Below are 25,554 nucleotides of genomic sequence, written 5' to 3' on the forward strand. Positions count from 1 at the left end.
ACCTGGGCCGGCGCATGTCGGTCCGCGCGGGCGCCGTGCGCCGCGAGCGCAACGGCGTACCAGGCTAGGGCTCAGGAGCGGCCCTGCTGGTCCAGGGTGTCCTTGACGGACTCGCACTGGCGGGTCTGGGCGATGTTCTGCACGGCCGATCCGGTGTCCACCAGCGCGGTGGAGGACGGCACACGGTCCCCGTCGAAGAGCACCTCCACGGCGGGGGAGCGGCCGTAGGTCACGGCACGCCACTGGTTCTTCTGGTCCGGGACCTCGGAGATCAGCCAGTCCACCCCGTTGACGTCGGTGCACGGCTGCGTGGTGGGCCCCGGTTCGGCCACGCCGCAGCGCACGATCATGGCCGAGGGGTCCCCGTACGCGGTGGTGCCCTGGCTCGAGGTCTCCCGCTGCGCCATCCCACTGACGTCCGCGGGCATGGCCAGCATCACGGGCGCACAGTCCGGGTTGGCCCCGTCCGGCGCGCCGTCCACGGCCACGGCGGACCCGCACCCCGTGAGCACGAGCGCGCTCGTGAGGGCCGCCCCGCCCGCGGCCAGGCGGCGTCGTGCCCGGGAGGACGACGCCGCCCGCCCGGCCATGCGCGACACGCCCCCTCGTCGCCCAGCCGTCGACGGGTGCGGCGCCTCCTCGGAGACGGTGGGCGCGGCGGACGGGACGGTGTGCGGGGGCGGGATGAGCATGGCCCCAGGATAGTTGACCGCGCCTGTCGCCACGGTGGGATCGGGGTGCGTGTGCGCGTCGGAACGGGTGGTTATGGTGCAGCCATGACGCACGAGCACGCGGGAGATCCGGGCCCCACGGTGTCCCAGGTGGGTGAGGGCAGATTGCTGGAGGCGTTCCTCCCGGTGGCGACCACCGAGGGTCCGCACGTGGCGGTCGGGCCGGGGGACGACTGCGCGGTGGTCGACACACCCGGGGGGCGCGTGGTGGTGACCACCGACACGCTCACCGTGGACCAGGACTTCCGGGCGGTGTGGCCGGACGGTGTGCGCACCACCGGTGCGGACCTGGGTCACAAGTGCGCGGCCCAGAACCTCGCGGACGTCGCGGCCATGGGGGCCGTTCCCACCGCCGTGGTCGTGTCCCTCACCATGCCCGGAGACACCCCGGTGGCCTGGGTCACCGACTTCGCGCGGGGTCTCTCGCGGGCCTTCGAGTCCCTGGGAGCCTGGGAGTGCGCGCTCGTGGGCGGGGACCTCGGCCGGGGTGCGGAGCTGTCCATCACGGCCACCGTGCTGGGGCGCTGCGAGACAGCGCCCGTGCTGCGCAGCGGGGCCGGAGCCGGGGGCGTGCTCGTGCACGCCGGGGTGCTGGGCCTCGCCGCGGCCGGTCTCGCCGTCCTCGAGGGGGCCGTCCCGGAGGCGTCGGGCGCCCTCACCGGCCCCGAACGACGCATGCTGGTGGAGGCGCAGCTGCGTCCGCAACCCCCCGTTCCCGCAGGGCCCGCTCTTGCCCGCGCGGGGGCCACGGCCATGCTCGACGTCTCGGACGGCCTGCTGCGGGACGCCCGCCGGATCGCCCGCGCCAGCGGTGTGCGCATCGACCTCGACCCGGACGCCCTGGCACCCGACGTCGCACGGCTGGCACGGGCCGCGGACGCCGCCGGGACGGACCCGTGGCAGTGGGTGCTCACGGGCGGGGAGGACCACGGCCTGCTCGCGGTGCTGCCTGTGGATTCCCGGCTGCCTCCCGGGGTCCGTGCGATAGGCTCGTGTGCGCCCGCCGGCCCCCCGGGGGCACCGCACGGCAGCGGCGGGCACCGGGGCGAGCAGCCCCGGGACGCGGCCTCCGGACCCGCCGTGACCGTTGCCGGGCGGAGCCCCGCGCAGTGGTTCGGACGCGACGTCGTTGAAGGATGGGATCACTTTGAGCCATAAGCCCGGCTCCTCAACCACCGAGGTGCGTGCGTGGCTCGACGCCGCGCACCGGGACCTGCGCCGCCACACGGACGTGCTGGACAACCTCAACGTGTTCCCCGTGGCGGACGCGGACACCGGGGCCAACCTCACCACCACCCTGGGCTGCGCCGCGCAGGCCGGGCACCTGATCGAGGGCCGGGACGTCGGGGAGCTGCTGCTCTACGCGGGTCAGGCCGCGCTCGAGGAGGCCCGCGGCAACTCCGGGATGCTCGCCGCGCTCACGCTCACCGCGCTGGGCGGCGCCGTGGAGGGCAGCTCCCGGCTCACCGCGGAGCAGCTCAGGGACGGTTTCACGGCCGCCCGGGTCAGGTGCTCCTCCGCGCTGACCGAGCCCGTGCCCGGCACCATGATCTCGGTGCTCGAGGCCGCGGGCGAGGTTCCCGTGCCCGAGACCTCCGCGGACGGCTCCAACCAGCAGCTGGCGCAGTGGCTGGAGGACATGGTCACCGCCACCGCCCGCGCCGTGGTCCACACGGTCTCCCAGCTGCCCGTGCTCACCGAGCGCGGCACGGTGGACTCCGGGGCCCTGGGGATGCTCATCATCCTCACGGCCATGCGGCGCGAACTGGGCGGGGAGGACTCGGGCGCAGATCCCGTGGCGGAGATCATCCGGGACCACACCCACCCCCGCTCGGCCACGGCCTCCGCCCCCCAGGAGGGCTACGAGGTGATGGGCACCATGGACCTCTCCGCCCTGGACGCCGCGGAGCTGCGCCACGAGCTCGACGACGCCGGGCACAGTGTGATCGTCAGCGCGGTGGGCGAGCACGAGGTCGGCTACACGTGGCGGGTGCACGTGCACGTGGCGGACCCGGAGACGGCCCTCGAGCTGATGCGCGCCCGCGGGTCGGCCCGCAACGTCACGGTCACCACCCTCACGGCGGAGCCCCGGTGAGCTGCGCGAGCGCTGCCGGGGAGGCGGGGCTGCCGGCCTTCGCCGGGCTCCTGGACCAGCCGCTCACGCGCTGGATCCCGGGCACCTCCCCGCGCTCCACCGTGGCCCTGCTCGCCAAGGACCTCGGGATCACCACCGTGGGCCAGCTGCTGGACCACGCGCCGCGGCGCTACATCCACCGGGGCCGGATCCAGGCGCTCACGGAGCTCGTGGCGGGGGAGCGGACCTCGTTCGTGGCCCGGGTGGAGTCCTCCAGCACCCGCCGGATGCGCAGCGACCCCCGGCGCAGCCTCACGGACGTGGTGGTCGCGGACGACTCCGGGGCGCAGCTGAAGATCACCTTCTTCAACGCCTACTCGGCGCAGAAGGACCTCCCGGTGGGGTCCCTGGCCCTGTTCACGGGCAAGCCCGAGTTCTACCGGGGCGAGCTGTCCATGACGGGCGCGGACTACGCCCCCGTGGACACCCCCGACGCCGTGGCGGGGTCCACGTCCGAGAGCGGTGAGCTGCTGCCCATCCCGGTGTACCCGGAGGCCGGCAAGCTCACCACGCCGCGGATCGGCAAGGCCGTGCAGCAGCTGCTGCTCACCGTGGACCTGGACGGGCTCGAGGACCCGCTCTCCCCGCAGCTGCGCGAGGCGGAGGACCTGCCGCCCCTGGGCCGGGCCTACCGGGACCTGCACCTGCCCGAGACGGTCGAGGCCTACGAGCGGGCGCAGCGGCGGTTCCGCTTCCAGGAGGCCTTCGTGCTGCAGACCGAGCTCGTGCGCCGCCGTGCGGAGCACGCGAGCCATCCCGCGGATCCGCGCCCTCCGTGCGCGGACGGCGTGCTCGCGAGCTTCGACGCGTCCCTGCCGTTCGAGCTCACCCCCGGGCAGCGCGAGGTGGGGGTGCAGATCTCCTCCGAGCTCGCCGGAACCGCCCCCATGAACCGGCTGCTGCAGGGTGACGTGGGGTCCGGCAAGACGGTGGTGGCCCTGCGGGCGATGCTGCAGGTGGTCGACAACGGCGGTCAGGCCGCGATGCTCGCTCCCACCGAGGTGCTCGCCACCCAGCACTACGAGAAGATCACCTCCGCGCTCGGGCCCCTCGCCGAACCCGGGGTGCTCGGCGGGGACCCTCGTGCCACCGGCGTCACCCTGCTCACGGGCAGCATGTCCGTGCCCGCCCGACGCAAGGCCCTGCTGGACATCGCGAGCGGGGCCTCCGGGATCGTGGTGGGCACCCATGCCCTGATCCAGGAGACGGTGCAGTTCGCGGACCTCGGGCTGGCTGTGGTGGACGAGCAGCACCGCTTCGGCGTGGAGCAACGAGACGCCCTGCGGGGCAAGGCCGGCAGCGCCCCGCACACGCTCGTGATGACCGCCACCCCCATTCCGCGCACCGTGGCCATGACCGTGTTCGGGGACCTGGACGTGTCCACCCTGCGCGAGCTGCCCGGGGGTCGCCGCCCCATCGCCACGCATGTGGTGGGCCTCGCGGAGCACGGGCCCTCGTGGGAACGCCGGGTCTGGACGCTCGCGGCGGAGCACGTCGCCGCCGGGCGGCAGGTCTACGTGGTGGCCCCCAAGATCGGCGACGACGCCGCCCTGCCGCCCTTCACGTCCCTGTGCGCCTCCCTGGAGGCCCAGCCGGAGGAGCCGGAACCCGCCACCGTCACGTGGCTCACGGAGCTCGTGGCGGCCCAGCCCGAGCTGCGCTCCGCGGGGACCGCGGTGCTGCACGGGCGCCAGGACGCCGGGACCAAGGCCGAGACCATGGCGGCGTTCGACGCCGGGGAGATCGACGTGCTCGTGTCCACCACCGTGGTGGAGGTGGGCGTGGACGTGCCCAATGCCACGCTCATGGTGGTCGTGGACCCCGAGCGGTTCGGGATCTCCCAGCTCCACCAGCTGCGCGGCCGGATCGGGCGTAGTGAGCACGCGAGCACGTGCCTGCTGGTCACCCGCGTGGCGTCGGAGCACCCCGCCCGGGCCCGCCTGGACGCGGTGGCCGCCACCACGGACGGCTTCGAGCTCGCGGAGGCGGACCTGAAGCTGCGCAAGGAGGGGGACATCCTCGGGGCCTCGCAGTCCGGTGGCCGCTCCGGGCTGCGCTGGGTGGGTGCCCTGCGGGACGAGGCCCTCGTGGCCCGCGCCCGGGCCGCCGCGGAGGCCGTGGTCCGCGAGGACCCGCAGCTCACGGACCACCCCGTGCTGCGGGAGAGCATCGGGCGTGTGCTGGACGAGGACCGACAAGCATTTCTGGAGCGAGGATGACACGCATCATTGCCGGCCGCGCCGGAGGACAGCACCTCAAGGCCGTGCCGGGCTCGGCCACCCGGCCCACCACGGACCGCGTCAAGGAGTCCCTGTTCGGGCGGCTCGACGCGTGGGGGATGTGCGAGGACGCCCGCGTGCTGGACCTCTTCGCCGGCTCCGGGGCCCTCGGTCTGGAGGCCGCCAGCCGGGGAGCCGCCACGGTCACGCTCGTGGAGAAGGCCGGGGCCGCGGCCAGGGTGTGCCGGGAGAACGCGGCGCTGCTGGCGGCGTCGTGCCCCGGGACGAAGATCACCACCGTGCACGCCGGTGTCGCGGGCTACCTGGGCCGGGCCCCGTTCCACCGCTGGGACCTCGTGCTCGCGGATCCGCCGTACCCCCTGGAGAACGAGGAGCTCGTGCGGATGCTGTCCCTGCTCAGGGGACGGCTGGGCCCGGGCGGGGTGGTCGCGGTCGAGCGTTCCGCGCGCACCGAGGAGCCGGTGTGGCCGCGGGGCCTGCGGCGTTTCGAGAGCAGCGCGCACGGGGAGACCGTCATCTGGTACCTGGAGGCGGACGAGGAATCGGCCCCGGAGTCGGCCACGACGACCACGGAAGACGGGGCGGAGGACGAGGCCGCGCGCGGCTGACGGGCCGCCGACGGACAGGCACTGCCGCCCACGACCGGGGCTCCGCTCCAACCTTGGGGTGCGCACTGCGGGACCGTCTCCCGAGGCTGCAGGCATCGCCGGGCGGAGCGCCGCGGTGCTCACGCTCGATCTGGCGCGTGCTGCCCCGGCTGCTGTGGGGCCTAGACCCACGCCCCCGCCCAGGGCCCGGCGGGCGTCAGACGGCCGCGACCAGCCCCGCCATTGCCGCGCGCAGCACGTCCGTGCGCTTGCAGAATGCGAGCCGCAGCCAGTCCGCGTACAGCGCCTGGTTCGCGGGGCCGGCGAACGCGGAGACCGGAATGCCCACCACGCCGGCGTGCTCCGCCCAGTGCTGGGCGAGCCCCGCGGCGTCACTGACACCGGCCAGGGGGTAGTGGTCGCTCACCTCCGCCACGGCGAAGAACGTGCCCCGCGGCTCGGGTGGGGTGAGGCCCGCGGCGCTCAGCCCGGACACCACCACGTCCCGGCGCTCGCGGTAGTCCTCCCGCAGGCCCTCGAAGAACTGCGGAGGCAGCGCGAGGGCCTCGGCAACCGCGTGCTGCAGCGGGGCCGCCGCACTGTGGGAGAGGTAGGTCTTCACGGCCACGACGCCGCGCAGCCGCTCGCGCGGTCCGGTCACCCAGCCCACGCGCCACCCCGTGGCGGAGAACGTCTTGCCCGCCGAGGACACGCTCAGCGTGCGGGACGCCGCGCCGGGGAGGGTGCTCAGCGGCCGGTGGGGGCCGTCGAAGCGCAGGTGCTCGTAGACCTCGTCGGTGATGACCACGGCGTCGAACTCGGTGGCGAGCTCCACGAGGAGCTCCTTGAACTCCCGGGAGGCCACCGTGCCCGTGGGGTTGTGGGGGTCGTTGAGCACCACGGCGCGGGTGCGCGGGGAGAACGCCGCGCGCACGTCATCGGGGTCCGGTGTGAACGTGGGCGGCAGCAGCGGCACGGGGACCGCGGTGGCGCCCGCGAACTCCACGACAGCACCGTAGAGGTCGTAGCGCGGTTCGAACAGCACCACCTCGTCGCCGGGCTGCAGCAGGGACAGCAGGGCCGCCGTGACGCCCTCGGTGGCCCCGGCGCACACGAGCACGTCCGTGTCCGGGTCCAGGTCCAGACCGTAGTGGGTGCCCTGGTGCGCGGCGATCGCCTCCCGGAGGGCGGGGACCCCGATGATGGGGGCGTACTGGTGGTGACCGGCGTGCAGGGCGGCCGCCGCGGCGTCGAGCATCGGCTGCGGCGGGTCGAAGTCCGGGAAACCCTGGCCCAGGTTCACGGACCCGGTGCGCCGGGCCAGGCCCGTCATCTCCTCGAACACCGTGGAGCGCAGGCCCCCGGCGGCGTCCAGCAGCCCTCCGCCGGCGGCCATGCGCTGCCAGGGCGCGCGGGCCGTGGACGTGGGGGAGGAGATGTTCTCAGCTGCGGATGTCATGGACCCAGTCTAGGAACTCCGGCCCCGCGGCATCCCGGTCCGGGCGGAGCGCACCCTCCCGTGGCCTCAGGAGCGGGCCCCACGGGAGGTCAGGGGCCGCTAGGGTGGGCCCATGCGACGCGCCATCTGCCCGGGTTCCTTCGACCCCCTGCACCTCGGTCACTGCGCGGTCATCCGCCGTGCCACGCTGCTGTTCGACGAGGTGGTGGTGGCGGTGTCCACCAACCCGAACAAGACCCACCGCTTCAGCGAGGCGCAGCGGATCGAGCTGGTCCGGGAGGTCTTCGCGGACGATCCCGCCGTGGTCGTGGAACCGCTGGAGTCCGGGCTGATCGCCGACTACGCCGAGCGTCGCGGGGCCGTGGCGCTGGTCAAGGGCCTGCGCAACGGCGCGGACTACGACTACGAGCTGCCCATGGCCACCATGAACCGCTCGTTGACCGGTGTGGAGACCGTGTTCCTGCCCGGGGAGCCCTCGCTGCTGCACGTGTCCTCGTCCCTGGTCATGGAGGTCGCCGCCCTCGGCGGGGACGTCACGTCCTTCGTGCCGCCCGAGGTGCTGCGCGCCCTCGAGGACGAGTGACGCGCCGCACCGTGCGCGGGGCCTGCGAGAGGCCCCCGGCGGCGTCGTTGCCGGGGTGGATGCGCGGACGACGACGCCGTGCCCGGCCCGCGCGCGGCAGGGCACCGGGATGATCCCCGAGGCCGCCGCGTGCTAGGATGTTCTGTCGGCCAGTGTCGTTAGCCAGGAGTTCCGTGAATCACCGCAACAGTTCAGCCCTCGCGTACAGCGTCAGGGAGCTGCAACACCGCCCGGGGACCATGGACACCCTGGAGGTCGAGGCACCCGCACCGAAGGACTTCGGTACGGCGCTCATCGGTTCGCCCGAGGGCGCGCCCATGGAGCTGCAGCTGCGCCTGGAATCCGTCCACGACGGTATCCTGGTCTCCGGAACCGTGATCGTCAGTGTTCACGGGGAGTGCAGCAGATGCCTCGATCCCATCGACTACGAACTACCGGTCGACGTGCAGGAGCTTTTCGTCTTCGAACCGTCCCCGCAGGGCGACGAGAACGTCGAGGACGAGCAAGTGTATGAGGTGCGGGACGAGGAGATCGACCTCGAACCGATGCTTCGGGACGCAGTGATCACACAGCTGCCGTTCCAACCGGTGTGCCGGGCCGACTGCCCGGGCCTGTGCGCCCAGTGCGGCGCACGGCTCGAGAACGACCCGAACCACCACCACGACGTGAAGGATCCCCGCTGGTCCGCCCTCGCAGGGCTGCTGACCGACTCGGAGGACCCTGAACCGTCGGAGCCGACAACCGACACGAGAGAAGAGAGATAGCCGTGGCTGTTCCCAAGCGGAAAATGTCCCGTGCGAATACCCGGATGCGCCGGTCCCAGTGGAAGGCTCAGGCCCCCAAACTGGTGAAGACCGTGGAGAACGGCAAGGTCAGCTACAGCCTGCCGCACCAGGCCAAGCTGGTCTCCGATTCCGCCGGCACCCCCTTGTTCTACGAGTACAAGGGCCGCAAGGTCGCTGACGCGTAAGGTGACCGCTTTGCCGGATCCCGGCGAACTGCTTGAGCGTCTCGGTGTCGATCTCGACACCGAGACGCTTCGCATTGCGCTGACGCACCGCTCCTACGCGTACGAGCACCCGGGGGAGGTGCACAACGAGCGCCTGGAGTTCTTGGGGGACGCCGTGCTGCAGCTCGCGGTCACGGACGAGATCTACCACCGCTACCCGGAGTGGGACGAGGGGCGCCTGGCCAAGCTGCGCGCCTCGGTGGTCTCCGCCCGCGCGCTGGCCGGTGTGGCCCGTTCCCTGGGCCTGGGTCCGCACATCCGCCTGGGCAAGGGCGAGGTCCGCACCCACGGCAGCGACAAGGCCTCGATCCTCGCGGACACCACGGAGGCCGTGATCGGCGCCGTGTACGAGTCCCTGGGGCCCGTGCCCGCCCGTGACCTGGTGCTGCGGATGATGGTCCCGCTGCTCGAGGACACCCGCGTGCTGCACGAGGGCCGGGACTGGAAGACGCACATCGTGGAGCTCGTGGCCCAGCACGGTCTGGGCACGGTGCGCTACGAGGTGGAGGGCACCGGCCCCGACCACGAACGCCACTTCACCGCGGACGCCGTGGTGGACGGGAACGTGCTCGGCCACGGGGAGGGCACCTCCAAGAAGGCCGCCGAACGCGCCGCCGCCGCCAACGCGTGCGAGGCGCTGGCCGCGCGATTCCCCGCGAAGGGCTGAACGCACGGTGCCCGAGCTCCCCGAGGTCGAGGTGGTCCGCCGCGGCGTCGAACGCTGGGTCGTGGGCCGCACCGTCGAGTCCGTGCAGGTCTTCGACGCCCGGTCCCTGCGCCGTCACACGGCCGGTGTCCTGGACTTCCAGGAGCGCCTGGCCGGGCTGACCGTGGAGTCCGCGCAGCGGCGCGGCAAGTTCCTGTGGCTCCCGCTGCGCGAGCGCACCGGTAGCAAGCCGTCCCAGGCGCTGCTCGTGCACCTGGGCATGAGCGGTCAACTCCTGGTGGCCTCCGCGGACCAGCCGCAGCCGCGCCACGAGCGCATCCGCCTCGCGCTTTCTCCGGCCCACGACGACGCCGGTGCCGCCCTCCCGGAGCAGGCCCGGTTCGTGGACCAGCGGATCTTCGGCGGCATGCTGCTCGACCCGCTCGCGCCCAGCACGGACGGTCACGGCACGGTGCCGGAGCACGCCGCGCACATCGCGCGCGACCCCCTGGACCCGCTCTTCGACGTGGACGCCTTCCACACCGCCCTGCGCCGACGCCGCACGGGCCTGAAGCGTGCGCTGCTGGACCAGGGGCTGATCTCGGGGATCGGCAACATCTACGCGGACGAGGCCCTGTGGGCCGCCAAGCTGCACTGGGCCGCACCCACCGAGACGATGACCGCGCCCCGCACCCGCGAGCTGGTGGCGGCGTGCCAGGAGGTCATGCGCCGCGCTCTGGAGGCGGGCGGCACGAGCTTCGACTCGCTGTACGTCAACGTGAACGGGGAGTCCGGGTACTTCTCGCGCTCGCTCAACGCCTACGGCCGGGCCGGGCAGCCGTGCCCGCGCTGCGAGGCTGCGGGCCTGGACGGTGTGATCGTGCGCGAGCAGTTCGCGAACCGTTCCTCGTACCGGTGCTCGCGGTGCCAGAGGAAGCCGCGGCGGGCGCGGGTCTGAGGAGGCCCACCCATGAGCACCCGCTCACCCCTGATCGAGCGGGACTCCTCGGCGAGCCGCTCATGCCGCAGTTGCCCGCGCTGTCCACGGGCGCGGTGCCATGGCCCGTCAAAACGGTTCTCCTCCGTGACCCCTGGTGTGTCCGGCAGACTGTGACCCATGGGTGTTCCCTCCGATCTTGCCGGGCTACCTCCGGTCAACCCGGCGCTGCCCGATCTCCTGCGCAGGGCACTGGCTGCATTCGGTCTCTCCGAAACGGGCGCCAGCGCGGTGTGGCAGAACGGGGTCGGCGGTCTGACGTTCGCCGTGGCGAGCGGTGGTCCCGGGAGCCCGGCCGACGACTACGCCCAGTGGAATCCGTCCGGGTCGGGGGAGTCGCTCGCGGACGAGGCGGAGCGGATGCGGTGGATACAGGGCCGCCACCCTGCGCCCACCGTGGTGGAGCTCGTCGCCGACGGGGGCGAGGAGGTGCTTCTCACTCAAGCTCTGCCCGGCGAGTCTGCGGTCTCAGCACGACGATGGCGGGAGCACCCGGACACAGCGCTGCAGGCCCTCGGCACCGGACTGCGTGAACTGCACGACGTGGCCGTTGACGACTGCCCCTTCGCGTGGAACGTCGACTCCCGGATCCGCCTGGCGGGTGCTGACGCGCGAGTTCTCGGTGATGCTCCGGATGTTGATCGGCTGGTCCTCTGCCAGGGAGACCCCTGTGCCCCGAACACGCTGCCCGCGCGGGACGGGTCGTTCCTCGCCCACGTCGACCTTGGACGCCTTGGAGTGGCGGATCGGTGGGCCGATCTGTCCGTCATGTCCATGTCCCTAGCCTGGAGCTGCCGCGCCTACGACGACTCCGTCTTCTGGAGGGCCTAGGGGGTCGAGCCTGATCCGCAGCGCATCGGGTACTACAGGGAACTCTGGAACCTCGCCCAGGGTGCCCCGGGTGGGCCCGGGGCACCGTCCGTGTGCGGGGCTCAGTGCACCGAGCGCACGCTCTGCAGGTCCGTGGTGGCATTGCCGGTCGTGCGGTCCGAGGCCACGGAGGAGTCCTCCGCGCGGGCGCGCTGGTCGTCAGCCACTTCCTCCACGCGGTCCAGGGACGTGGAGCCGGTGTCCTTGCTGGGGCGCGGGTGGTCCTGGTAGTACGCGGCCAGGCGCGAGAAGCCCTCGTCCAGGCTCACGGACGGCGTCCAGTCCAGCAGCTCACGGGTCTCGCGCTGGTCGAACCAGTGCGCGGTGGACAGCTGCTCGGCGAGGAACTCGGTCATGGGCGGCTCGCCGTCGCCCGCGCGCAGCTTGGCAGGCAGGTGCGGCCACACGGTCTCGATCACGCGTCCCGCGAGGCGTGCCGCCTTGCCCGGGACCGATCGGGTGGGCGCGGGGGAGCCGGTGGCCTGGCACATCCGGGCGATCAGCTCGCCCACGGGGCGCGGCTCGCCGTTGGTGAGCACCAGGGCCCGGCCGTGCACGTGGTCGATGCGCTGCAGCGCCCGGACGATGCCCTCGGAGGCGTTGTCGATGTACGTGGTGTCGATCATCGCGGCACCGTGGTCCAGGTTGGGCATGCGCCCGGCGGCCGCACGGTCCGCCACGCGCTCCACGAGCTGCGTGTCCCCGGGGCCCCACACGATGTGCGGACGCACGGCGGCCACCTTGAGGTCCCGCTGCCCGTCCATGCTCAGGGCCAGCAGCTCGGCCGCGGCCTTGGACCGGGCGTAGTTGCCGCGCGCCTTCTGCGGGTCCGCGGGCTCCGCACCCGCGCCCTCGATCGAGACCCCGGTGTGGGCCACGGAGGGGGAGGACACGAACACCACGTTCTTCACCCCGGCGTTCTGCGCCTGGCACAGCAGGATCCGCGTGCCCGTGACGTTGACGCGCACGAACTCGGACCAGTCCCCGGTGAAGGAGACCTTGGCGGCCAGGTGCACGACGTCGTCCACGCCGTCCAGTGCGAGGGCCACATCCTCGGGATCGGTCACCGAGCCGAGCACCTCGTCCACGCCCTCGCGCTCCGCCACGGGAGCGTGGCCGCGCTGGAACACGCGCACCTTCCAGCCGCGCGCGAGCAGCACGCGGGCGACGTCGCCGCCGAGCATCCCGGACGCGCCCGTCACCAGGACGGTGCGGCCCGTGCCGTCGAGCTCGCCGTGGGTCACCGTGGCACCGCCGCGGTCCGGGTCCGCGGTCTGCACGGAGCCGGCGTCGCCGGCGTCCGGGGAGCTGGGCCGGGCTGACGGCTCGGACGACGGCGAGGACACCGAGGAGGTGGGCCGGGATGCCGCAGCCGGGCGGGCGGCGTCGTCGGCGGCCGGAGCGCGGTGGCGCCCGGTGCGCCCGGGCTGCGCGGAGGTGTCGCGGGGATCGTCGCTCACAGTGCACTCAGCTTTCCGGTGGCCAGGGCGCGCTCGGCCCAGTCACTCAATTCGGCTCGGTCGATCTTGGAGTTGTGACGGATGTCGGTGGGGTGCTCGGGGATCACCAGCACGGCGCTGACGGGCAGGCCCGTGGCGAACTCCACGGTGGCGCGCACGCGCTCGCTCAGCTCGGCGGAGGCCAGGGCCGGGGCACTCGCCGGCGGATCGGTCTCGACGACCGCCACGGCGGACTGGGAGCCCGCGGGGCCCACACCCACCACGGCGGCGCGGCCCACGCCGGGCACCGTCTGCGCGGCGTGCTCGGCGGCCACCGAGGAGACCGGGCCGCCGGACATGGTGATCACGTGGGCCAGCCGGCCCTCGTACCAGAGCCGCTCGCGCGCGTCGAAGTGCCCGACGTCGCCCGTGCGGTGCCAGCCTGGGGTCTCGTCCGAGGCGCGCTCGGTGATCCACAGCCGGTCGTAGTGGTCCTTGGCGTGGGGTGCCCGGGCGACGATCTCACCGGTGACGCCCGGGGTGGTGACGATCTCCGGGGAGACGGAACCGTCCGCGCGCAGGGGCAGCACACCCAGCTCGGCACCCTCCACGGGGGTGCCCACGCACACGCCGCCCCCGGCGCCCTCCACGCCCGCCTGGGCGTCCTCGCGGGCGGCGCGGATCACGTCCAGGCTGACGTCCGTGAGCGGCAGCGCCTCGGTCATCCCGTAGGGCGTGTGCAGCTCGGCGGCGGGCATGAGCTCCTGCAGCCGGGTCAGCAGCTCCTCGGGGATCGGGGCGCCCGCGGAGAGCATCAGCTCCACCCGCGCCAGGGCGTCCCGCTCGGCGGGGGAGAGCTCGTCCGCGGTGGCGAGTACGTTGGCGATCGCGGCCGGGGAGGCGAACACGGCGCTCGCGTGGATGGCCATGGTGGCCTCGGCCAGCGCTCGGGCGGTGAGCGTCTTGGGGCTGGTGACGTCCATGTCCGGGGTCACCGAGGCCGCGCCGAGGGCGGGGCCCAGCAGGGCGAACGGCGCGAAGCCCGCTACGAGGCCCGTGCCCGCGCGCAGCCCGTAGGTGTCCCGGATGGTGTCGCGCATCCCGGCCATCTGCCGGTGCGTGTACACCACGCCCTTGGCGGGGCCGGTGGAGCCGGAGGTGAACAGCACGGCGGCCTCGGCGTCCGGGTCCACGGCGGGGATCTCGTCCGGGTTCACCGTGGTCACGGAGTCCATCAGCTCGGGCACCGTGCGGGCCACGCCCAGCAGCTTCTTGGACACCGGGTCCAGGGCGTCCGCGGCGATCCGCGTGCCCGGCCAGCCGAGGGCGCGCGCGCCCACGAGGGCCTTGCGGATGCCGATGAACCAGCGCGGGGAGGAGCCGCGCAGCGCCCTGGTCAGGCCCTTGCGCCCGAGCCCCTGGTCCGCGACCACGATCACCGCGCCGATCCGCAGGCACGCGTAGATCAGGGTGGTGAGCATGGACCCGGGCGGCACCATGAGGTTCACACGGTCCCCGGGACGCACCCCGGTGCGCAGCAGCGCCACGGCCAGCTGGTCCACGGAGGCGGAGAGCTGCGCCCAGCTCACGCTGCGCTCGATGTCCAGTGCGGGGGCGGAACCGTCCACGGTGGCGGCCACCGGGCCCATGTCCACCACGGCGGGGGAGTCGTCACGACGCCGCGCGTCCAGCTCCGCGAAGAACGGCACGAACGCGGCGCGGCCGCGGGCCCGCTGCTCGCGGTGGGTCTCGACGACGGGCTCGGCGTCCCCGAAGCGCTCCTCGAGCCACGTGAACAGCGGGGTGGCGATGTCCCGGGCCTCGGGCAGCAGGTGCTTGGCGCCCTCGAAACGGTGCACGTCCGCGTGCGGGGCGCGGCGCATGAGGTCGTCCAGGTAGCGCTGCTGGAAGACCGGGTCCCCGGTGCCCCACAGCAGCAGCGTGGGGACCTCGCGCGCGCTCATCCGCCCGGCGATCCGCTCGTAGGCGGCGTGGGACGGGTGGTCCTCGGGGGCGGGGATGTCCGCGACGAAGTGGGCGATGCCCTCGCGGCGCTCCCGGGAGCCGTAGGGGGCCTTGTAGGCGCGCTTGACCTCCTTGGAGGCCGCCGGGTCGCACAGTGCGAGCGTGGTGTCCAGGAACGCCGTGCTCCCGGAGGTCAGGGGCTCGTGCACCGCCCTGTTCAGCGCCAGGCGTAGCGCGGAGGGGATGGGCTCGGCGTTGTCGTGGTGCACCGCGGTGTTGGTCAGCACGGTGGCCGCGTGGATGGCGGGGTGCTCCTGGGCCCAGCCCTGGGAGATCAGCCCGCCCCAGTCGTGGGCGAGCGTGACCACCGGAAGCGCGGCGTCGTCCAGTCCGAGGGCGGCGGTGAGGTCGCCGAGGTCGTGCACGCGGTCCTCGAGGCGGCGGAAGAGTCCCGTGCGCTCGGAGAAGCCCATGTTCAGCTGGTCCACGGCCACCACGCGCCAGGGGCGCTGCGGGTGAGCCGCGGTACGCAGCACGTCCCGCCACAGGTAGGACCACGTGGGGTTGCCGTGCACGGCCAGGATGACGCCGCGCGGGCGCAGCCCCGCCCGTTCGAGCTGCTCGCGGTTGTCCAGCACGTGCCATCGGCGCCTGCGCCCGGCCACCGGTTCGACCGGGGCGGTGGAGGCCACCGTGAGTACCGTGGACCACGCGGGGTCGATGCCCGGCAGGGGGGTCTCGGTGAAGGGCAGGCGCTCGGCGCCGGAGTGCTGCGGGGACACGGATCCTCCTGCGGGGTGCGGGGCGCTCACCAGGCGATCTCCATGAGCGTGGTGTTCAGACCGGAGCCCACGCCGAGGCACAGCACGCGCGCCCCGGGCTCCAGCCGCTCGGCCTCGAGGGCCAGGGTCATGGGCAGCGCCGCGGCGGCCACGTTGCCCCAGTAGGGGAACGTGAGGGGCACCTTGGCGGCGTCGATGCCCATGTCCTCGATGAGCTTGTTGGTGTGGGAGTTGGACACCTGGTGGGTGACGTAGGAGTCCATTTCCCGCCAGTCCCAGCCGTCGCGCTCCGCGTCCAGCCAGGCCTCCACCACGAGGCCCACACCGTGGTTGAGCAGCCCGGTGGCGTCCGTGAACATCCCGTCCCCGCCGCCGATGCACAGCCGGCTGAACTCCGTGCCGGCACGGGTCACGGAACCCACGATCCGGTGGCCGTCCGGGTGGCGGTCCGCGGGACCCACCACGGCGGCCGCGGCGCCGCAGCCCAGGGTCAGGGTGGCGAACTCCTGGACCACCTGCTCGCGGGTGATGTCGTCCTCGCGCAGCCGGGCGATCGCGGCCTCGTGCCACGGGGAGGGGTCTTCGCCCGCCACCACGAGCGCGTACTCGATGGCACCGGCGTCGATCATCGAGGACGCCACGGTGAGGGCGTTGACGAAGCCCAGGCACGCGTTGGTCATGTCGAAGTTCAGGGCGGAGCTGGGAAGGCCCAGGCGCTCGTGGATGCCCACGGCCACCGCGGGCTCGTAGTTGTCGCGGGTCACCGAGGCGTTGATGAACAGCCCGATCTGCTCGGGCCGGATCCCGGATTGCTCCAGTGCCGCCTGCCCGGCCTCGGTGGCGCCGTCCGTGAAGTGGCGGCCGGGCGCCCAGCCACGGCGCTCCCTGATACCCGCAAGGCGCTCCAGAAGCCCCTTGGGAAGCCGCAGCCGCTTGAACGTGTGGGCCAACTCCTCATCGAACCGGGTGGAGGGGATCACCACGTCCGCTTCCGTCCTGGTCACCGACAGGACGGCGGCGTTTCGGTTTCTGATGGTGGAGTTACCGGTCAATGTGGCGCTTTCGATCAGACGCCACCCGTACCGTCAAGGAATCGATCGTGTGATGGACCTCGGCGCTCGGGTGAACAAGCGGGCTGGACCGGCCCAGTCTAGCGGCCCAATCTGACAGCACCATCAGCGCCCCGCGCCCGCCGCCGCGCTCCCGGGCCGGTGCGCCACCCGCACCGCGCCACCCGTTTCCGGACCGGGGTCGCGGACCGGTCGCCGGGTAGACTCAGGGGTCACCCCCGCCGACCACAGGAGTTCCCCCGCGTGCACTTGAAGACCCTCACCGTGCGTGGTTTCAAGTCCTTCGCCTCCGCCACCACGTTCCACTTCGAACCGGGTGTCACGGCCGTGGTGGGCCCCAACGGCTCCGGCAAGTCCAACGTGGTGGACGCCCTCGCGTGGGTCATGGGGGAGCAGGGGGCCAAGTCCCTGCGCGGCGGCAAGATGGAGGACGTCATCTTCGCGGGCACCTCCGCCCGCTCCGCTCTGGGCCGCGCGCACGTGTCCCTGACCATCGACAACGCCGACGGCGCCCTGCCGATCGAGTACTCCGAGGTCACCATCTCGCGCACCCTGTTCCGCTCGGGCGGCTCCGAGTACGCGATCAACGGCCGTTCGTGCCGCCTGCTGGACATCCAGGAGCTGCTCTCGGACTCGGGGCTGGGCCGCGAGATGCACGTGATCGTGGGCCAGGGCCAGCTGGACCGGATCCTGCAGGCCACCCCGGAGGACCGCCGCGGGTTCATCGAGGAGGCCTCCGGGATCCTCAAGCACCGCCGCCGCAAGGAGAAGACCCTCCGCAAGCTGGAGTCGGTGCAGACCAACCTGGACCGGCTGGAGGACCTGACCGGCGAGATCGAGCGCCAGCTCACGCCGCTGGGGCGCCAGGCCCGCACGGCCCGGAAGGCCCAGCGCATCCAGTACGACGTGCGGGACGCCCGCGCCCGGCTGCTCGCGGACGACGTCGTGGCCGCGCGTGCGGGCATGGACACGGACCAGGAGGCCAGTGCCGGGGCCCGGCGGCGTCGTGACGAGCTGGAGAAGACCACGGCAGAGCTGGCCCGTCGTCTGCAGGAGATCGAGGCGGCCGCCGCCCGCACCGCGCCGGCACTGAACGAGGCGCGCACGAGCTGGTACGAGCTGAGCACGGTGCGGGACAGCTTCCGCGCCCTGGCCGCGCTGGCCCAGGAGCGGCGTCGACTGCTGGGCAGCACCGAGGAGGCCCCCGCCCAGGGGCGGGACGCGGACGCCCTGGAGGAGCAGGCCGCGCGCACCCGTGCGGAGGCCGGGCAGCTGGCCGAGCGGGTCACCGAGGCCCAGCAGGGTCTGGAGCGCGCCCAGCAGTCCCGCGCCGAGGCCGAGGACGAGGCGCAGGCCGCCGAGAAGCGCTCGGCGGAGCTCGTGCGGCAGGCCGCGGACCGGCGCGCGGGTCAGGCGCGGCTCGCGGCCGCCGTGACCGCGGCGCGCTCCGGGGTGGGCTCGGCCGAGGCGGACGTGGACCGCGTGCGCCGGGAGATCTCGGACGTGGTGGAGCGCGCGGAGCGGGCCCGCCTTGAGACCTCGTCCCTGCAGGAGGCAGCCGAGAGCTCGGCGGCCCGGTCTGAGCAGGCCGCGGAGCGCGCCCGTGACGCCGAGGAGAGGGCCGACGCCGCCCGCGCGCGCTCCCGCGCCGCGGATGGCCGGCGGCAGCAGACCGCGAGCGAGCTGCACACCCACACCGTCCGCCTGGACACCCTGCGGCAGTCCCTGCGCCAGCCGGACGGCTCCGCCTCCGTGGCGGATGTGGTGCCCGTCCTCGGGGACGTCCCCCGCTCCGTGCGCGTGGCCCCCGGATGGGAGCGCGCGGTGGCCGCCGCACTGGGGCCGTGGTCCGACGCGCTCGCGGTGGCCTCCCACACGGGCGCCGCACGGATCCTCGCGCACCTCGCCGATGCCGGTTCCGGGCGGGTGCACCTGCTGGTCGCGGACGCGGCGGAGGCGTCGGGGCTCCCGGAGCTCGCGCTGCCGGAGGGTTGCGTTCTCGCGCGGGACGTGCTGTCTGCCGCGGTGACGGACGACGCCGCGGCCGCGGACCGCGTGTTGGCCGCCGTGCGTGCCGAGCTGGCCACCACCGTCCTGGTCCCGGACGCCTCCGCCGCGCTCACCGTGCTCGACGCCGCTCGCGCCCTCGGCAGCGCGGGTCACGGCGTGCGCGCGGTCACCCGGGACGGGGACGTCTACGGCGGGCACCGAGTGCAGGGCGGGGCCACGGAGGCGGCGGGCAACCTCGAGATCATGGCGCTGCTCGACCAGGCCGAGGCGGAGACCGCGGCGCTGGAGACGGCGGCGCAGGGCGCCGCAGAGGCCGCCCGGAGCGCCGAGCAGGAGAGCACGGCCGCCGTCCAGGAGGCGCGTGAGGCCACCCGGGACCTGCAGCGTGCGCAGAAGGAGGCCGCCGCGGCAGGTGCGGCGTCGAGCAGGGCGGAGGCCACGGCGTCGTCGGCGGACTCCGAGCTGGCACGGCGCCGGGAGGTGCTCACGACCGCCGAGGAACGGCTCGCGCGGCGTGCCGCCGAGCTGGACGAGGCGCTGCGGCGCTCGGAGGCCGTGGAGACCGGGGACGAGGAGAGCCTCGAACGGGAGCAGCTCGAGGCCACCGCCGAGCGCAACCGCGCCGAGGGGCGCGCCAAGGCGGCCCGGGAGGCCGAGACGCAGGCGCGGCTCGCGCTGCGCGGGCTCGAGGAGCAGCACCGGCACATCGTGTCCCGCGCGGAGGCCCAGGCACGGGCGGCGCGGTCCGAGCGAGCGGCACGCGCGGAGGCGGCCCGGCGTGCCGAACGGCGCCGGGTGCAGGCCGCCGTGGCGCGCGCCGTCGAGACCGCTGCCGCGCACCTGCGAGAGTCCGCGGAGGCGTCGGCCAGGGAGGCCGCTGCCGAGCGGGACGAGATCGAGACGCGCCGCGCCGGACTGGACGAGGCCGCCCAGCGGCTGCGCACCGAGCGTGACCGCGTTGGCGCGGAGCTCGCCGAGCTCACGGAGAAGCTGCACCGCGCGGAGCTGGACCTCGCGCAGCGCCGCGCCAGGCTGGAGGGGCTGGAGGCCACGTCGCTCGAGGAGCTCGGGATGACCCCGGACTTCCTGGTGGACCACTACGGTCCCCACCTGCCGGTGCCGGACGCGGACGCCGCGATCGAGGCCGCCCAGACCGCGGAGGAGTCCGGTGGCTCCGCGCAGCTCGCCCTGCCGAGCATGACCGATCCCGGCACCCCGTTCCGCCGGGAGGAGCAGGAGACCCGGCTGCAGCGGGCCCAGAAGCAGCTCAAGGCCCTCGGAAAGGTGAACCCGCTCGCACTTGAGGAGTTCGCGGCCCTCGAGGAGCGGCACAGGTTCCTGGTCACCCAGCTGGAGGACGTCAAGAACTCGCGCACGGACCTGCGCAACATCATCCGCCAGGTGGACCAGCACGTGGAGGAGGTGTTCGCGGAGGCCTACCGGGACACCGCCGAGCAGTTCGTGTCCGTGTTCGCCACGCTGTTCCCAGGGGGCGAGGGGCGGCTGCGGCTCACGGACCCGGACGACCTGCTCAACTCCGGCGTGGAGGTGGAGGCGCGCCCCGCGGGCAAGAAGATCAAGCGGCTCTCCCTGCTTTCCGGCGGTGAGCGCTCGCTGACCGCCCTGGCGCTGCTGGTGGCCATCTTCAAGGCCCGCCCGTCCCCGTTCTACGTGATGGACGAGGTGGAGGCCGCCCTGGACGACCGCAACCTGGGCCGGCTGCTCACCATCTTCGAGCAGCTCAAGGAGAGCTCGCAGCTGATCATCGTGACCCACCAGAAGCGCACGATGGAGATCGCGGACGCCCTCTACGGGGTGTCGATGCGCGGGGACGGGGTGAGCCTGGTGGTGGGCCAGCAGCTCTCGGAGCTGCGCTAGGGGCACGGGCCGAGGGCGACGACGCCTCGTCCGGGTGTCACCCGAGAGACTCGGTCCTCAGCGGCGGGGGGTCCGGGGTCTCCGTGCTGGCCCCGGTCCCGGCCGTGGTCTCCGTCTCGGTGGTGACCTCGCGGGCGCGACGCAGCACAGTGGCCGCGCGGTGTTTCACCTCGGTGGCCACGAACTGCGGGGGCTCGACGACGCTCCAGCCGAAGTCGTCACGGATCTCACCGATGACCCGCGACCCCGCCCCGTCCGGTGCCACACGGAACGTCACGGCGAGCGGCAGGGCGGCCCAGCCCTTCCGCGAGCCCGAGCCCTTGAAGCGGAACACAGCGTCCGAGCCGAAGGATGTGCGGAGCTCGCCAACGGGCTCGTCGATCTGCGTCCGCACCTTCGGATCGTGCTCACGCAGCGACTCCTCGATGAGTGCGAGTGCCGCCGCAGGTGCCTGGGGGGACGACCACTCGTCGGTCCGCGCGGTCCTGGCATACCGCGAGGGTTTGCGGGCGAGCCGGGGAAGGATCACCCAGCGCAGCGCCACGAAGACCAGCAGCACCATGGTGGCGAGGATCAGCAGCTCCACGAGCAGCGGGAAGTCCAGGCTCCGGAACACCAAGATCATGAGGGGGGTGAGCACGATGTAGCCGATGAATCACGCCGCCAGCCAGTACACCGTTCGTCTCGACCGTGAAGGCCTCGTCCTCGTCATGTCCTCACCCTCTCGTGCCGGTGCCCGTGCGTGCTGCCTCCGGCAGCGTCTCCCGCACCGGCAGCCACGCGAGCGCGGCGAGCAGCATGAGCGCCCCGGACACCCCGAAGGCCCAGCCGAAGCCCGCGGCGTCCGCCAGCGCCCCGGCAATCACCGGGCCCGCGATCTGACCGGCGTCCGCGCACATCTGGTACCGGGAGAGCACCTTGCCGCCCGCGCGGTCCGGGCCGATCACGTCCGCCACTGCCGCCTGCTGGCCGGGGTTCAGCGTTCCGGAACCGACGCCCGAGAGCAGGGACAGCACCGCGAAGGCCACCACGGAGGTGCTGAACCCCACGCCGATGGTCGCGAGCCCGCACACCACCAGACCCGTGAGCACCAGGGGCTTGCGGCCGAGCCGGTCCGTCAGGCGCCCGGTGACCGTGAGAGCGGCGGCGTTGCCCACCGCGAACAGCGCCAGCGCGAGACCGGCGACGGCGGGCCCCTCGCCCACCACCTGGGCGGCGAGCAGCGGCACCAGGGCCACGCGCACTCCCATGGCCGTCCACCCCGTGGAGAAGCTGGAAGCGAGCGCGGCACGGTACGCGCCGGCGTCGAGCGCCTCGCGGACCCGCATGGGCGGCTGGGCAGCACCGGTCCGCTTGGCCCCGAGGGTCTCGTCCTTGAGCCGCAGCCACACCACGAGCACCGCGACGACCAGGGCGCCCGCGTAGATCAGGAACGGTGCGTGCATGCCCAGCCCGGCCAGGAAGCCGCCGAGCACCGGACCCAGGATCCCGCCCAGCAGGAACGCCGTGGCGTAGTAGCCGGAGACCCGTCCGCGCATCGTGCGCGGGGCGAGCCGCACGATCAGCCCCATCGCCGACACCGTGAACATGGTGGAGCCGATCCCGCCGAGGCCGCGGAACACGAGCAGCTGCCAGTAGGTCTGCGCGAACGCGGTGGCCGCGGATGACAGCGCCACCACGATCAGCCCGATCAAATACGTGGGGCGCTCGCCGATGCGGTTGACCACCGCACCGCTCGCGGGCGCGAACACGAGCCGGCACAGGGCGAACGCGCTGATCACCGCGGAGGACGCGGCCACGCCCACGCCGAAGCTCGCGGCGAACTGGGGCAGCACCGGGGCCACGAGGCCGTAGCCCAGGGCGATCACGAAGGCCGCCGCGATCAGGACCTTGATGGGCTCGGGGACCTTCTGCGCGGCAGGTGCGCCACGGTCGGGTGCCGGGGCCGTGGAACCTGGGGCGTACGGAGGGGGAGAGGAGGCCGGGACGGGCCGTGCGGCGTCGTCGTCGGCGGAGCCGGGAGCGCGCGGGGAGGGGTGGGACACGCCTGGCAGTTTATGGGAGATTAGACGGGTGATGACTCCTGAACTGATGTGGATCGTGATAGCCGCCGCGGTGGTGGTGCTGCTCGTGGTGTTCGGCGTGCTGCTGCTGCGCAGGCCCAAGGCCCCGAAGGGCGGGTACCAGGACACCCGGGACATCGACGACGTCCCGGGCCTCGACGAGGGCGAGGTGGTCGAGGACCGCCCCGTCAGCACCCTGGAGCGCCCCGAGTCCGCCCGTGGTCGCCTGGCGCGGCTGCGCGGTCGGCTCGCGAAGTCCAACAACGTTCTCGGCAAGGGCCTGCTCGTGCTGCTCTCGCGCGAGCGCATCGACCAGGACACGTGGGACGAGATCGAGGACACGCTGCTCATGGCGGACCTCGGCACGGACGCCTCCCTGGAGCTCGTGGAGAACCTCAAGAAGCGCGTGCGCGTGGACGGCACCAAGGACCCTTCGCAGCTGAAGGCCATGCTGCGCGAGGAGATGCTCGCGCTCGTGGACCCCACCCTGGACCGTTCGCTGCGCACGGAGTCCGCTCCCGGCAAGCCCGCTGTGGTGCTCGTGGTGGGCGTCAACGGCGTGGGCAAGACCACCACGGTGGGCAAGCTCGCCCGCGTGCTCGTGGCCGAGGACAAGGACGTCATGCTCGGTGCCGCGGACACGTTCCGCGCCGCGGCCGCGGACCAGCTCGAGACGTGGGGCGCCCGCGTGGGCGTGCCCACGGTGCGCTCCGAGCAGGAGGGCGCGGACCCTGCCTCGGTGGCCTACGACGCCGTCAGGGCCGGGATCGAGCAGGAGTCCGACGTCGTGCTCGTGGACACCGCCGGCCGGCTGCAGAACAAGGCTGGTCTGATGGACCAGCTCGGCAAGGTCAAGCGCGTGATCGAGAAGGCCGCCGCGGTGGACGAGGTGCTGCTCGTGATCGACGCGACCACCGGGCAGAACGGAATGACCCAGGCGCGGGTCTTCGCCGAGGCCGTGGACATCACCGGCATCGTGCTGACCAAGCTGGACGGCACCGCCAAGGGCGGCATCGTGGTGGCCATCCAGCGCGGACTCGGCGTGCCCGTCAAGCTCATCGGCCTGGGGGAGGGCCCGGACGACCTCGCCCCGTTCAACGCGGAGCAGTTCGTGGACGCGATCATCGACTGACGCGCAGCCGCCACGCACGGACCACGACGGCGCCCGCTCCCTATCCGGGGGCGGGCGCCGTCATACTGTGCGGACCGTTCCCCGGGGGCCGCCCGTGCCCACCATGTGAGATGCGGCACCCCGGTTTAACGTGTGCGTCACACGATCGACGCATTCGAAACACGCTCGTTACACCCTGGCCAACTCACCGGTAACACCGGGTGCCTTGACTGTTCCCAGGGGCGCAAACGATGTGCCCGCACGAGACAGGGACGAGGTGATCCGGATGGAACTGACCGCCGGACACGTGTGGATGGTGGTGGCCGCGGGACTGGTGTTCTTCATGACCCCGGGGCTCGCACTGTTCTACGGGGGCATGACCCGGGCCAAGGGTGTGCTGAACATGATGATGATGAGCTTCGCGGCGCTCGGCGTGGTGAGCATCGTGTGGGTTCTGTGGGGCGCCTCGATGCTCAGCGGGGACCCCGTGCTGGGAGGGCTCACTGCCAACCCGTTCACGCACGCCGGGCTGGCCGGGCTGATCGGCTCGGAGGACCTGCTGGGCTCGAACTTCTCCGTGACGTTCGCGATCATCACGGTGGCGCTGATCTCGGGTGCGATCGCGGACCGCACGCGCTTCGGCACGTGGGTGGTGTTCACCCTGGTGTGGGTCACCCTGGTGTACTTCCCGCTGGCCTACATGGTGTGGGGTGACGGGCTGTTCTCCGAGACGGGGGCGCTGGGGAGGATCTTCGGTGAGCCCATCGACTTCGCGGGCGGGCTGGCCGTGCACATCAACGCGGGCGTCGCGGCCCTGGTGCTCATCCTGCTGATCGGTGCCCGCCGCGGCTTCGGGCGGGACTCCGGCCAGCGCCCCCACAACCTCCCGCTCGTGATGCTCGGCTCGGCCATCCTGTGGTTCGGCTGGTTCGGCTTCAACGCCGGGGCCGCCACCACCGCGGAGCAGGCGGCGCTTATCTGGGCGAACACGCTGGTGGCCCCGGCCGCCGCCATGCTCGCGTGGCTGCTCACCGAACGGATCCGGGACGGGCACGCGACGTCGCTCGGGGCGGCCTCCGGCGTCGTCGCCGGTCTGGTGGCCATCACCCCGGCGTGCGCGAACGTCACGCCGCTGGGCGCGATCGCCCTCTCGGCCGTGGCCGGGGTGTGCTCCGCGCTCGCGGTGGGCCTCAAGTACCGGATCGGGCTGGACGACTCGCTGGACGTGTGCGGCGTGCACCTGGTCTCGGGCATCGTGGGCACCGTGGCCCTCGGGTTCCTCGCGATCCCGTCCGAGGGCCGCCCCGGCCTGTTCTACGGCGGCGGTTGGGGACTCATGGGCACGCAGCTGGCGGCCACGGCGTTCGTTGCCCTCTACACCGGGCTGCTCACGCTGGTGATCGCCCTGGCGCTCAAGGCCACCATGGGTCTGCGCATCACGCGCCGGGACGAGGTCATCGGGGTGGACCTCACGCAGCACGCCGAGTCCGCCTACTCGCTCAAGGACGAGGCCACCGGCTACTTCGCGGGCCAGGCCCCGCACCGGGCGCTGCCCGGCACCGCCGAAGCCCCCGTGCCCACCACGAAAGGAAGCAACCAGTGAAACTCGTCACCGCAGTGGTGCGCCCCGAGAAGTTCAGCGACGTCAAGGACGCGCTGGAGGCCTACGGGGTGCAGGGAATGACGGTGCTCACGGTGCACGGCTACGGCCGGCAGCGCGGGCACCGGGAGGTCTACCGGGGCGCGGAGTACACCGTGGACCTGCTCGAGAAGGTGCGCATCGAGACCGTGGTGGAGGACGACGCCGCCCAGGACATCGTCACCGTGGTCGTCAGCGCCGCGCGCACCGGTGAACCGGGCGACGGCAAGGTGTGGGTCACCCCCGTGGAGCACACGGTGCGTGTGAGCACCGGGGAACTGGGCGACGTCGCCCTCTGAGCCCCCGTGCGGTCGGCGGCCCCGTGCCCCGGCCACCCACGA

General features: G+C 73.1%; 21 protein-coding genes. 14 read left to right on the forward strand and 7 right to left on the reverse strand.

The features are described from left to right. Positions 1 to 71: 71 nt before the first annotated feature. Entirely contained in the window at positions 72 to 692 is a 621-nt protein-coding gene (locus KRH_RS05040; RefSeq protein WP_226905892.1) for a DUF3515 family protein, read from the reverse strand. An 84-nt stretch (positions 693 to 776) separates the two neighbouring features. Between KRH_RS05040 and thiL the strand changes: the two genes are divergently transcribed. From thiL to KRH_RS05060, 4 genes are read left to right on the forward strand one after another with little or no spacing between them, the layout of a single operon-like run. After that, the gene (thiL, locus tag KRH_RS05045; protein WP_012398107.1) at positions 777 to 1,889 is read left to right on the forward strand and encodes a thiamine-phosphate kinase; all 1,113 of its coding nucleotides are present in this window, start codon (positions 777 to 779) and stop codon (positions 1,887 to 1,889) included. Beyond that, complete coding sequence (locus KRH_RS05050; protein ID WP_012398108.1) at positions 1,879 to 2,826, forward strand: DAK2 domain-containing protein; 948 nt, start codon at positions 1,879 to 1,881, stop codon at positions 2,824 to 2,826. The genes thiL and KRH_RS05050 overlap by 11 nt, the downstream gene beginning before the upstream one ends. Then, positions 2,823 to 5,084 carry an ATP-dependent DNA helicase RecG gene (locus KRH_RS05055; RefSeq protein ID WP_012398109.1) on the forward strand — a complete coding sequence of 754 codons (2,262 nt, stop codon included), beginning with the start codon at positions 2,823 to 2,825 and terminating at the stop codon, positions 5,082 to 5,084. The genes KRH_RS05050 and KRH_RS05055 overlap by 4 nt, the downstream gene beginning before the upstream one ends. Then, on the forward strand, positions 5,081 to 5,713 hold the full coding sequence (locus tag KRH_RS05060; RefSeq protein ID WP_012398110.1) for an RsmD family RNA methyltransferase: 633 nt from the start codon (positions 5,081 to 5,083) through the stop codon (positions 5,711 to 5,713). Before KRH_RS05055 ends, KRH_RS05060 begins: the two co-directional genes overlap by 4 nt. Positions 5,714 to 5,909: 196 nt before the next feature. Here the strand turns inward: KRH_RS05060 and KRH_RS05065 are convergent, their stop codons facing one another. Then, positions 5,910 to 7,151: an aminotransferase class I/II-fold pyridoxal phosphate-dependent enzyme gene (locus tag KRH_RS05065; RefSeq protein WP_050738041.1), complete on the reverse strand. Its 1,242-nt coding sequence runs from the start codon at positions 7,149 to 7,151 to the stop codon at positions 5,910 to 5,912. 112 nt (positions 7,152 to 7,263) lie between these two features. On the opposite strand from KRH_RS05065, the gene coaD reads away from it, so the two are divergent. The 6 genes from coaD (at position 7,264) to KRH_RS05095 (ending at position 11,217) form a co-directional block, all read left to right on the forward strand. Beyond that, positions 7,264 to 7,734, forward strand: coding sequence for a pantetheine-phosphate adenylyltransferase (coaD, locus tag KRH_RS05070; protein ID WP_012398112.1), 471 nt, complete (start codon positions 7,264 to 7,266; stop codon positions 7,732 to 7,734). A 173-nt stretch (positions 7,735 to 7,907) separates the two neighbouring features. Then, complete coding sequence (locus KRH_RS05075; protein WP_012398113.1) at positions 7,908 to 8,498, forward strand: YceD family protein; 591 nt, start codon at positions 7,908 to 7,910, stop codon at positions 8,496 to 8,498. 2 nt (positions 8,499 to 8,500) lie between these two features. Next, the gene (gene rpmF, locus KRH_RS05080) at positions 8,501 to 8,704 is read left to right on the forward strand and encodes a 50S ribosomal protein L32 (protein ID WP_012398114.1); all 204 of its coding nucleotides are present in this window, start codon (positions 8,501 to 8,503) and stop codon (positions 8,702 to 8,704) included. 1 nt (position 8,705) lies between these two features. Further along, a complete protein-coding gene (gene rnc, locus KRH_RS05085) occupies positions 8,706 to 9,410 on the forward strand; it encodes a ribonuclease III (RefSeq protein WP_012398115.1) in 705 nt (234 codons plus the stop codon). Positions 9,411 to 9,417: 7 nt separating this feature from the next. After that, entirely contained in the window at positions 9,418 to 10,347 is a 930-nt protein-coding gene (gene mutM, locus KRH_RS05090) for a bifunctional DNA-formamidopyrimidine glycosylase/DNA-(apurinic or apyrimidinic site) lyase (RefSeq protein ID WP_012398116.1), read from the forward strand. Positions 10,348 to 10,506: 159 nt separating this feature from the next. Then, positions 10,507 to 11,217 (forward strand): phosphotransferase, encoded by a 711-nt coding sequence (locus tag KRH_RS05095; protein ID WP_012398117.1) that lies wholly within the window; start codon positions 10,507 to 10,509, stop codon positions 11,215 to 11,217. A gap of 101 nt (positions 11,218 to 11,318) precedes the next feature. On the opposite strand, the gene KRH_RS05100 is transcribed toward KRH_RS05095, so the two are convergent. The 3 genes from KRH_RS05100 to KRH_RS05110 are packed head-to-tail and all read right to left on the reverse strand — an operon-like array spanning position 11,319 to position 16,494. Next, positions 11,319 to 12,716 (reverse strand): NAD-dependent epimerase/dehydratase family protein, encoded by a 1,398-nt coding sequence (locus KRH_RS05100; RefSeq protein WP_070105248.1) that lies wholly within the window; start codon positions 12,714 to 12,716, stop codon positions 11,319 to 11,321. Next, entirely contained in the window at positions 12,713 to 15,442 is a 2,730-nt protein-coding gene (locus KRH_RS05105; protein WP_012398119.1) for an alpha/beta fold hydrolase, read from the reverse strand. The genes KRH_RS05100 and KRH_RS05105 overlap by 4 nt, the downstream gene beginning before the upstream one ends. Positions 15,443 to 15,468: 26 nt before the next feature. Further along, on the reverse strand, positions 15,469 to 16,494 hold the full coding sequence (locus tag KRH_RS05110; RefSeq protein WP_012398120.1) for a 3-oxoacyl-ACP synthase III: 1,026 nt from the start codon (positions 16,492 to 16,494) through the stop codon (positions 15,469 to 15,471). Positions 16,495 to 16,755: 261 nt separating this feature from the next. Between KRH_RS05110 and smc the strand changes: the two genes are divergently transcribed. Next, positions 16,756 to 20,400, forward strand: coding sequence for a chromosome segregation protein SMC (gene smc, locus KRH_RS05115; RefSeq protein ID WP_012398121.1), 3,645 nt, complete (start codon positions 16,756 to 16,758; stop codon positions 20,398 to 20,400). Between the two features lie 37 nt (positions 20,401 to 20,437). Here smc and KRH_RS05120 read toward each other — a convergent pair whose 3' ends face one another. Then, the gene (locus KRH_RS05120) at positions 20,438 to 21,025 is read right to left on the reverse strand and encodes a hypothetical protein (protein WP_126341215.1); all 588 of its coding nucleotides are present in this window, start codon (positions 21,023 to 21,025) and stop codon (positions 20,438 to 20,440) included. A 91-nt stretch (positions 21,026 to 21,116) separates the two neighbouring features. Beyond that, entirely contained in the window at positions 21,117 to 22,445 is a 1,329-nt protein-coding gene (locus KRH_RS05125; protein WP_012398123.1) for an MFS transporter, read from the reverse strand. A 31-nt stretch (positions 22,446 to 22,476) separates the two neighbouring features. Between KRH_RS05125 and ftsY the strand changes: the two genes are divergently transcribed. From ftsY to KRH_RS05140, 3 genes are all read left to right on the forward strand, one after another. Further along, on the forward strand, positions 22,477 to 23,595 hold the full coding sequence (gene ftsY / locus KRH_RS05130) for a signal recognition particle-docking protein FtsY (protein WP_012398124.1): 1,119 nt from the start codon (positions 22,477 to 22,479) through the stop codon (positions 23,593 to 23,595). A 265-nt stretch (positions 23,596 to 23,860) separates the two neighbouring features. Then, positions 23,861 to 25,177, forward strand: a complete 1,317-nt coding sequence (locus KRH_RS05135; RefSeq protein WP_041297339.1) for an ammonium transporter — start codon at positions 23,861 to 23,863, stop codon at positions 25,175 to 25,177. After that, on the forward strand, positions 25,174 to 25,512 hold the full coding sequence (locus KRH_RS05140) for a P-II family nitrogen regulator (protein ID WP_012398126.1): 339 nt from the start codon (positions 25,174 to 25,176) through the stop codon (positions 25,510 to 25,512). Before KRH_RS05135 ends, KRH_RS05140 begins: the two co-directional genes overlap by 4 nt. The last annotated feature ends 42 nt before the right edge of the window (positions 25,513 to 25,554 follow it).

Origin of the sequence: Kocuria rhizophila DC2201, from assembly GCF_000010285.1 — a bacterium.
In the GTDB taxonomy this organism is placed as follows: domain Bacteria; phylum Actinomycetota; class Actinomycetes; order Actinomycetales; family Micrococcaceae; genus Kocuria; species Kocuria rhizophila_A.

Excerpts from the sequence above, each read along its gene's own strand:
- KRH_RS05060 (WP_012398110.1), top strand. The coding sequence starts at position 5,081 with ATGACACGCATCATTGCCGGCCGCGCCGGAGGACAGCACCTCAAGGCC.
- KRH_RS05135 (WP_041297339.1), top strand. The coding sequence starts at position 23,861 with ATGGAACTGACCGCCGGACACGTGTGGATGGTGGTGGCCGCGGGACTG.
- KRH_RS05095 (WP_012398117.1), top strand. The coding sequence starts at position 10,507 with ATGGGTGTTCCCTCCGATCTTGCCGGGCTACCTCCGGTCAACCCGGCG.
- thiL (WP_012398107.1), top strand. The coding sequence starts at position 777 with ATGACGCACGAGCACGCGGGAGATCCGGGCCCCACGGTGTCCCAGGTG.
- KRH_RS05120 (WP_126341215.1), bottom strand. The coding sequence starts at position 21,025 with ATGATCTTGGTGTTCCGGAGCCTGGACTTCCCGCTGCTCGTGGAGCTG.
- coaD (WP_012398112.1), top strand. The coding sequence starts at position 7,264 with ATGCGACGCGCCATCTGCCCGGGTTCCTTCGACCCCCTGCACCTCGGT.
- KRH_RS05040 (WP_226905892.1), bottom strand. The coding sequence starts at position 692 with ATGCTCATCCCGCCCCCGCACACCGTCCCGTCCGCCGCGCCCACCGTC.
- ftsY (WP_012398124.1), top strand. The coding sequence starts at position 22,477 with ATGACTCCTGAACTGATGTGGATCGTGATAGCCGCCGCGGTGGTGGTG.
- KRH_RS05065 (WP_050738041.1), bottom strand. The coding sequence starts at position 7,151 with ATGACATCCGCAGCTGAGAACATCTCCTCCCCCACGTCCACGGCCCGC.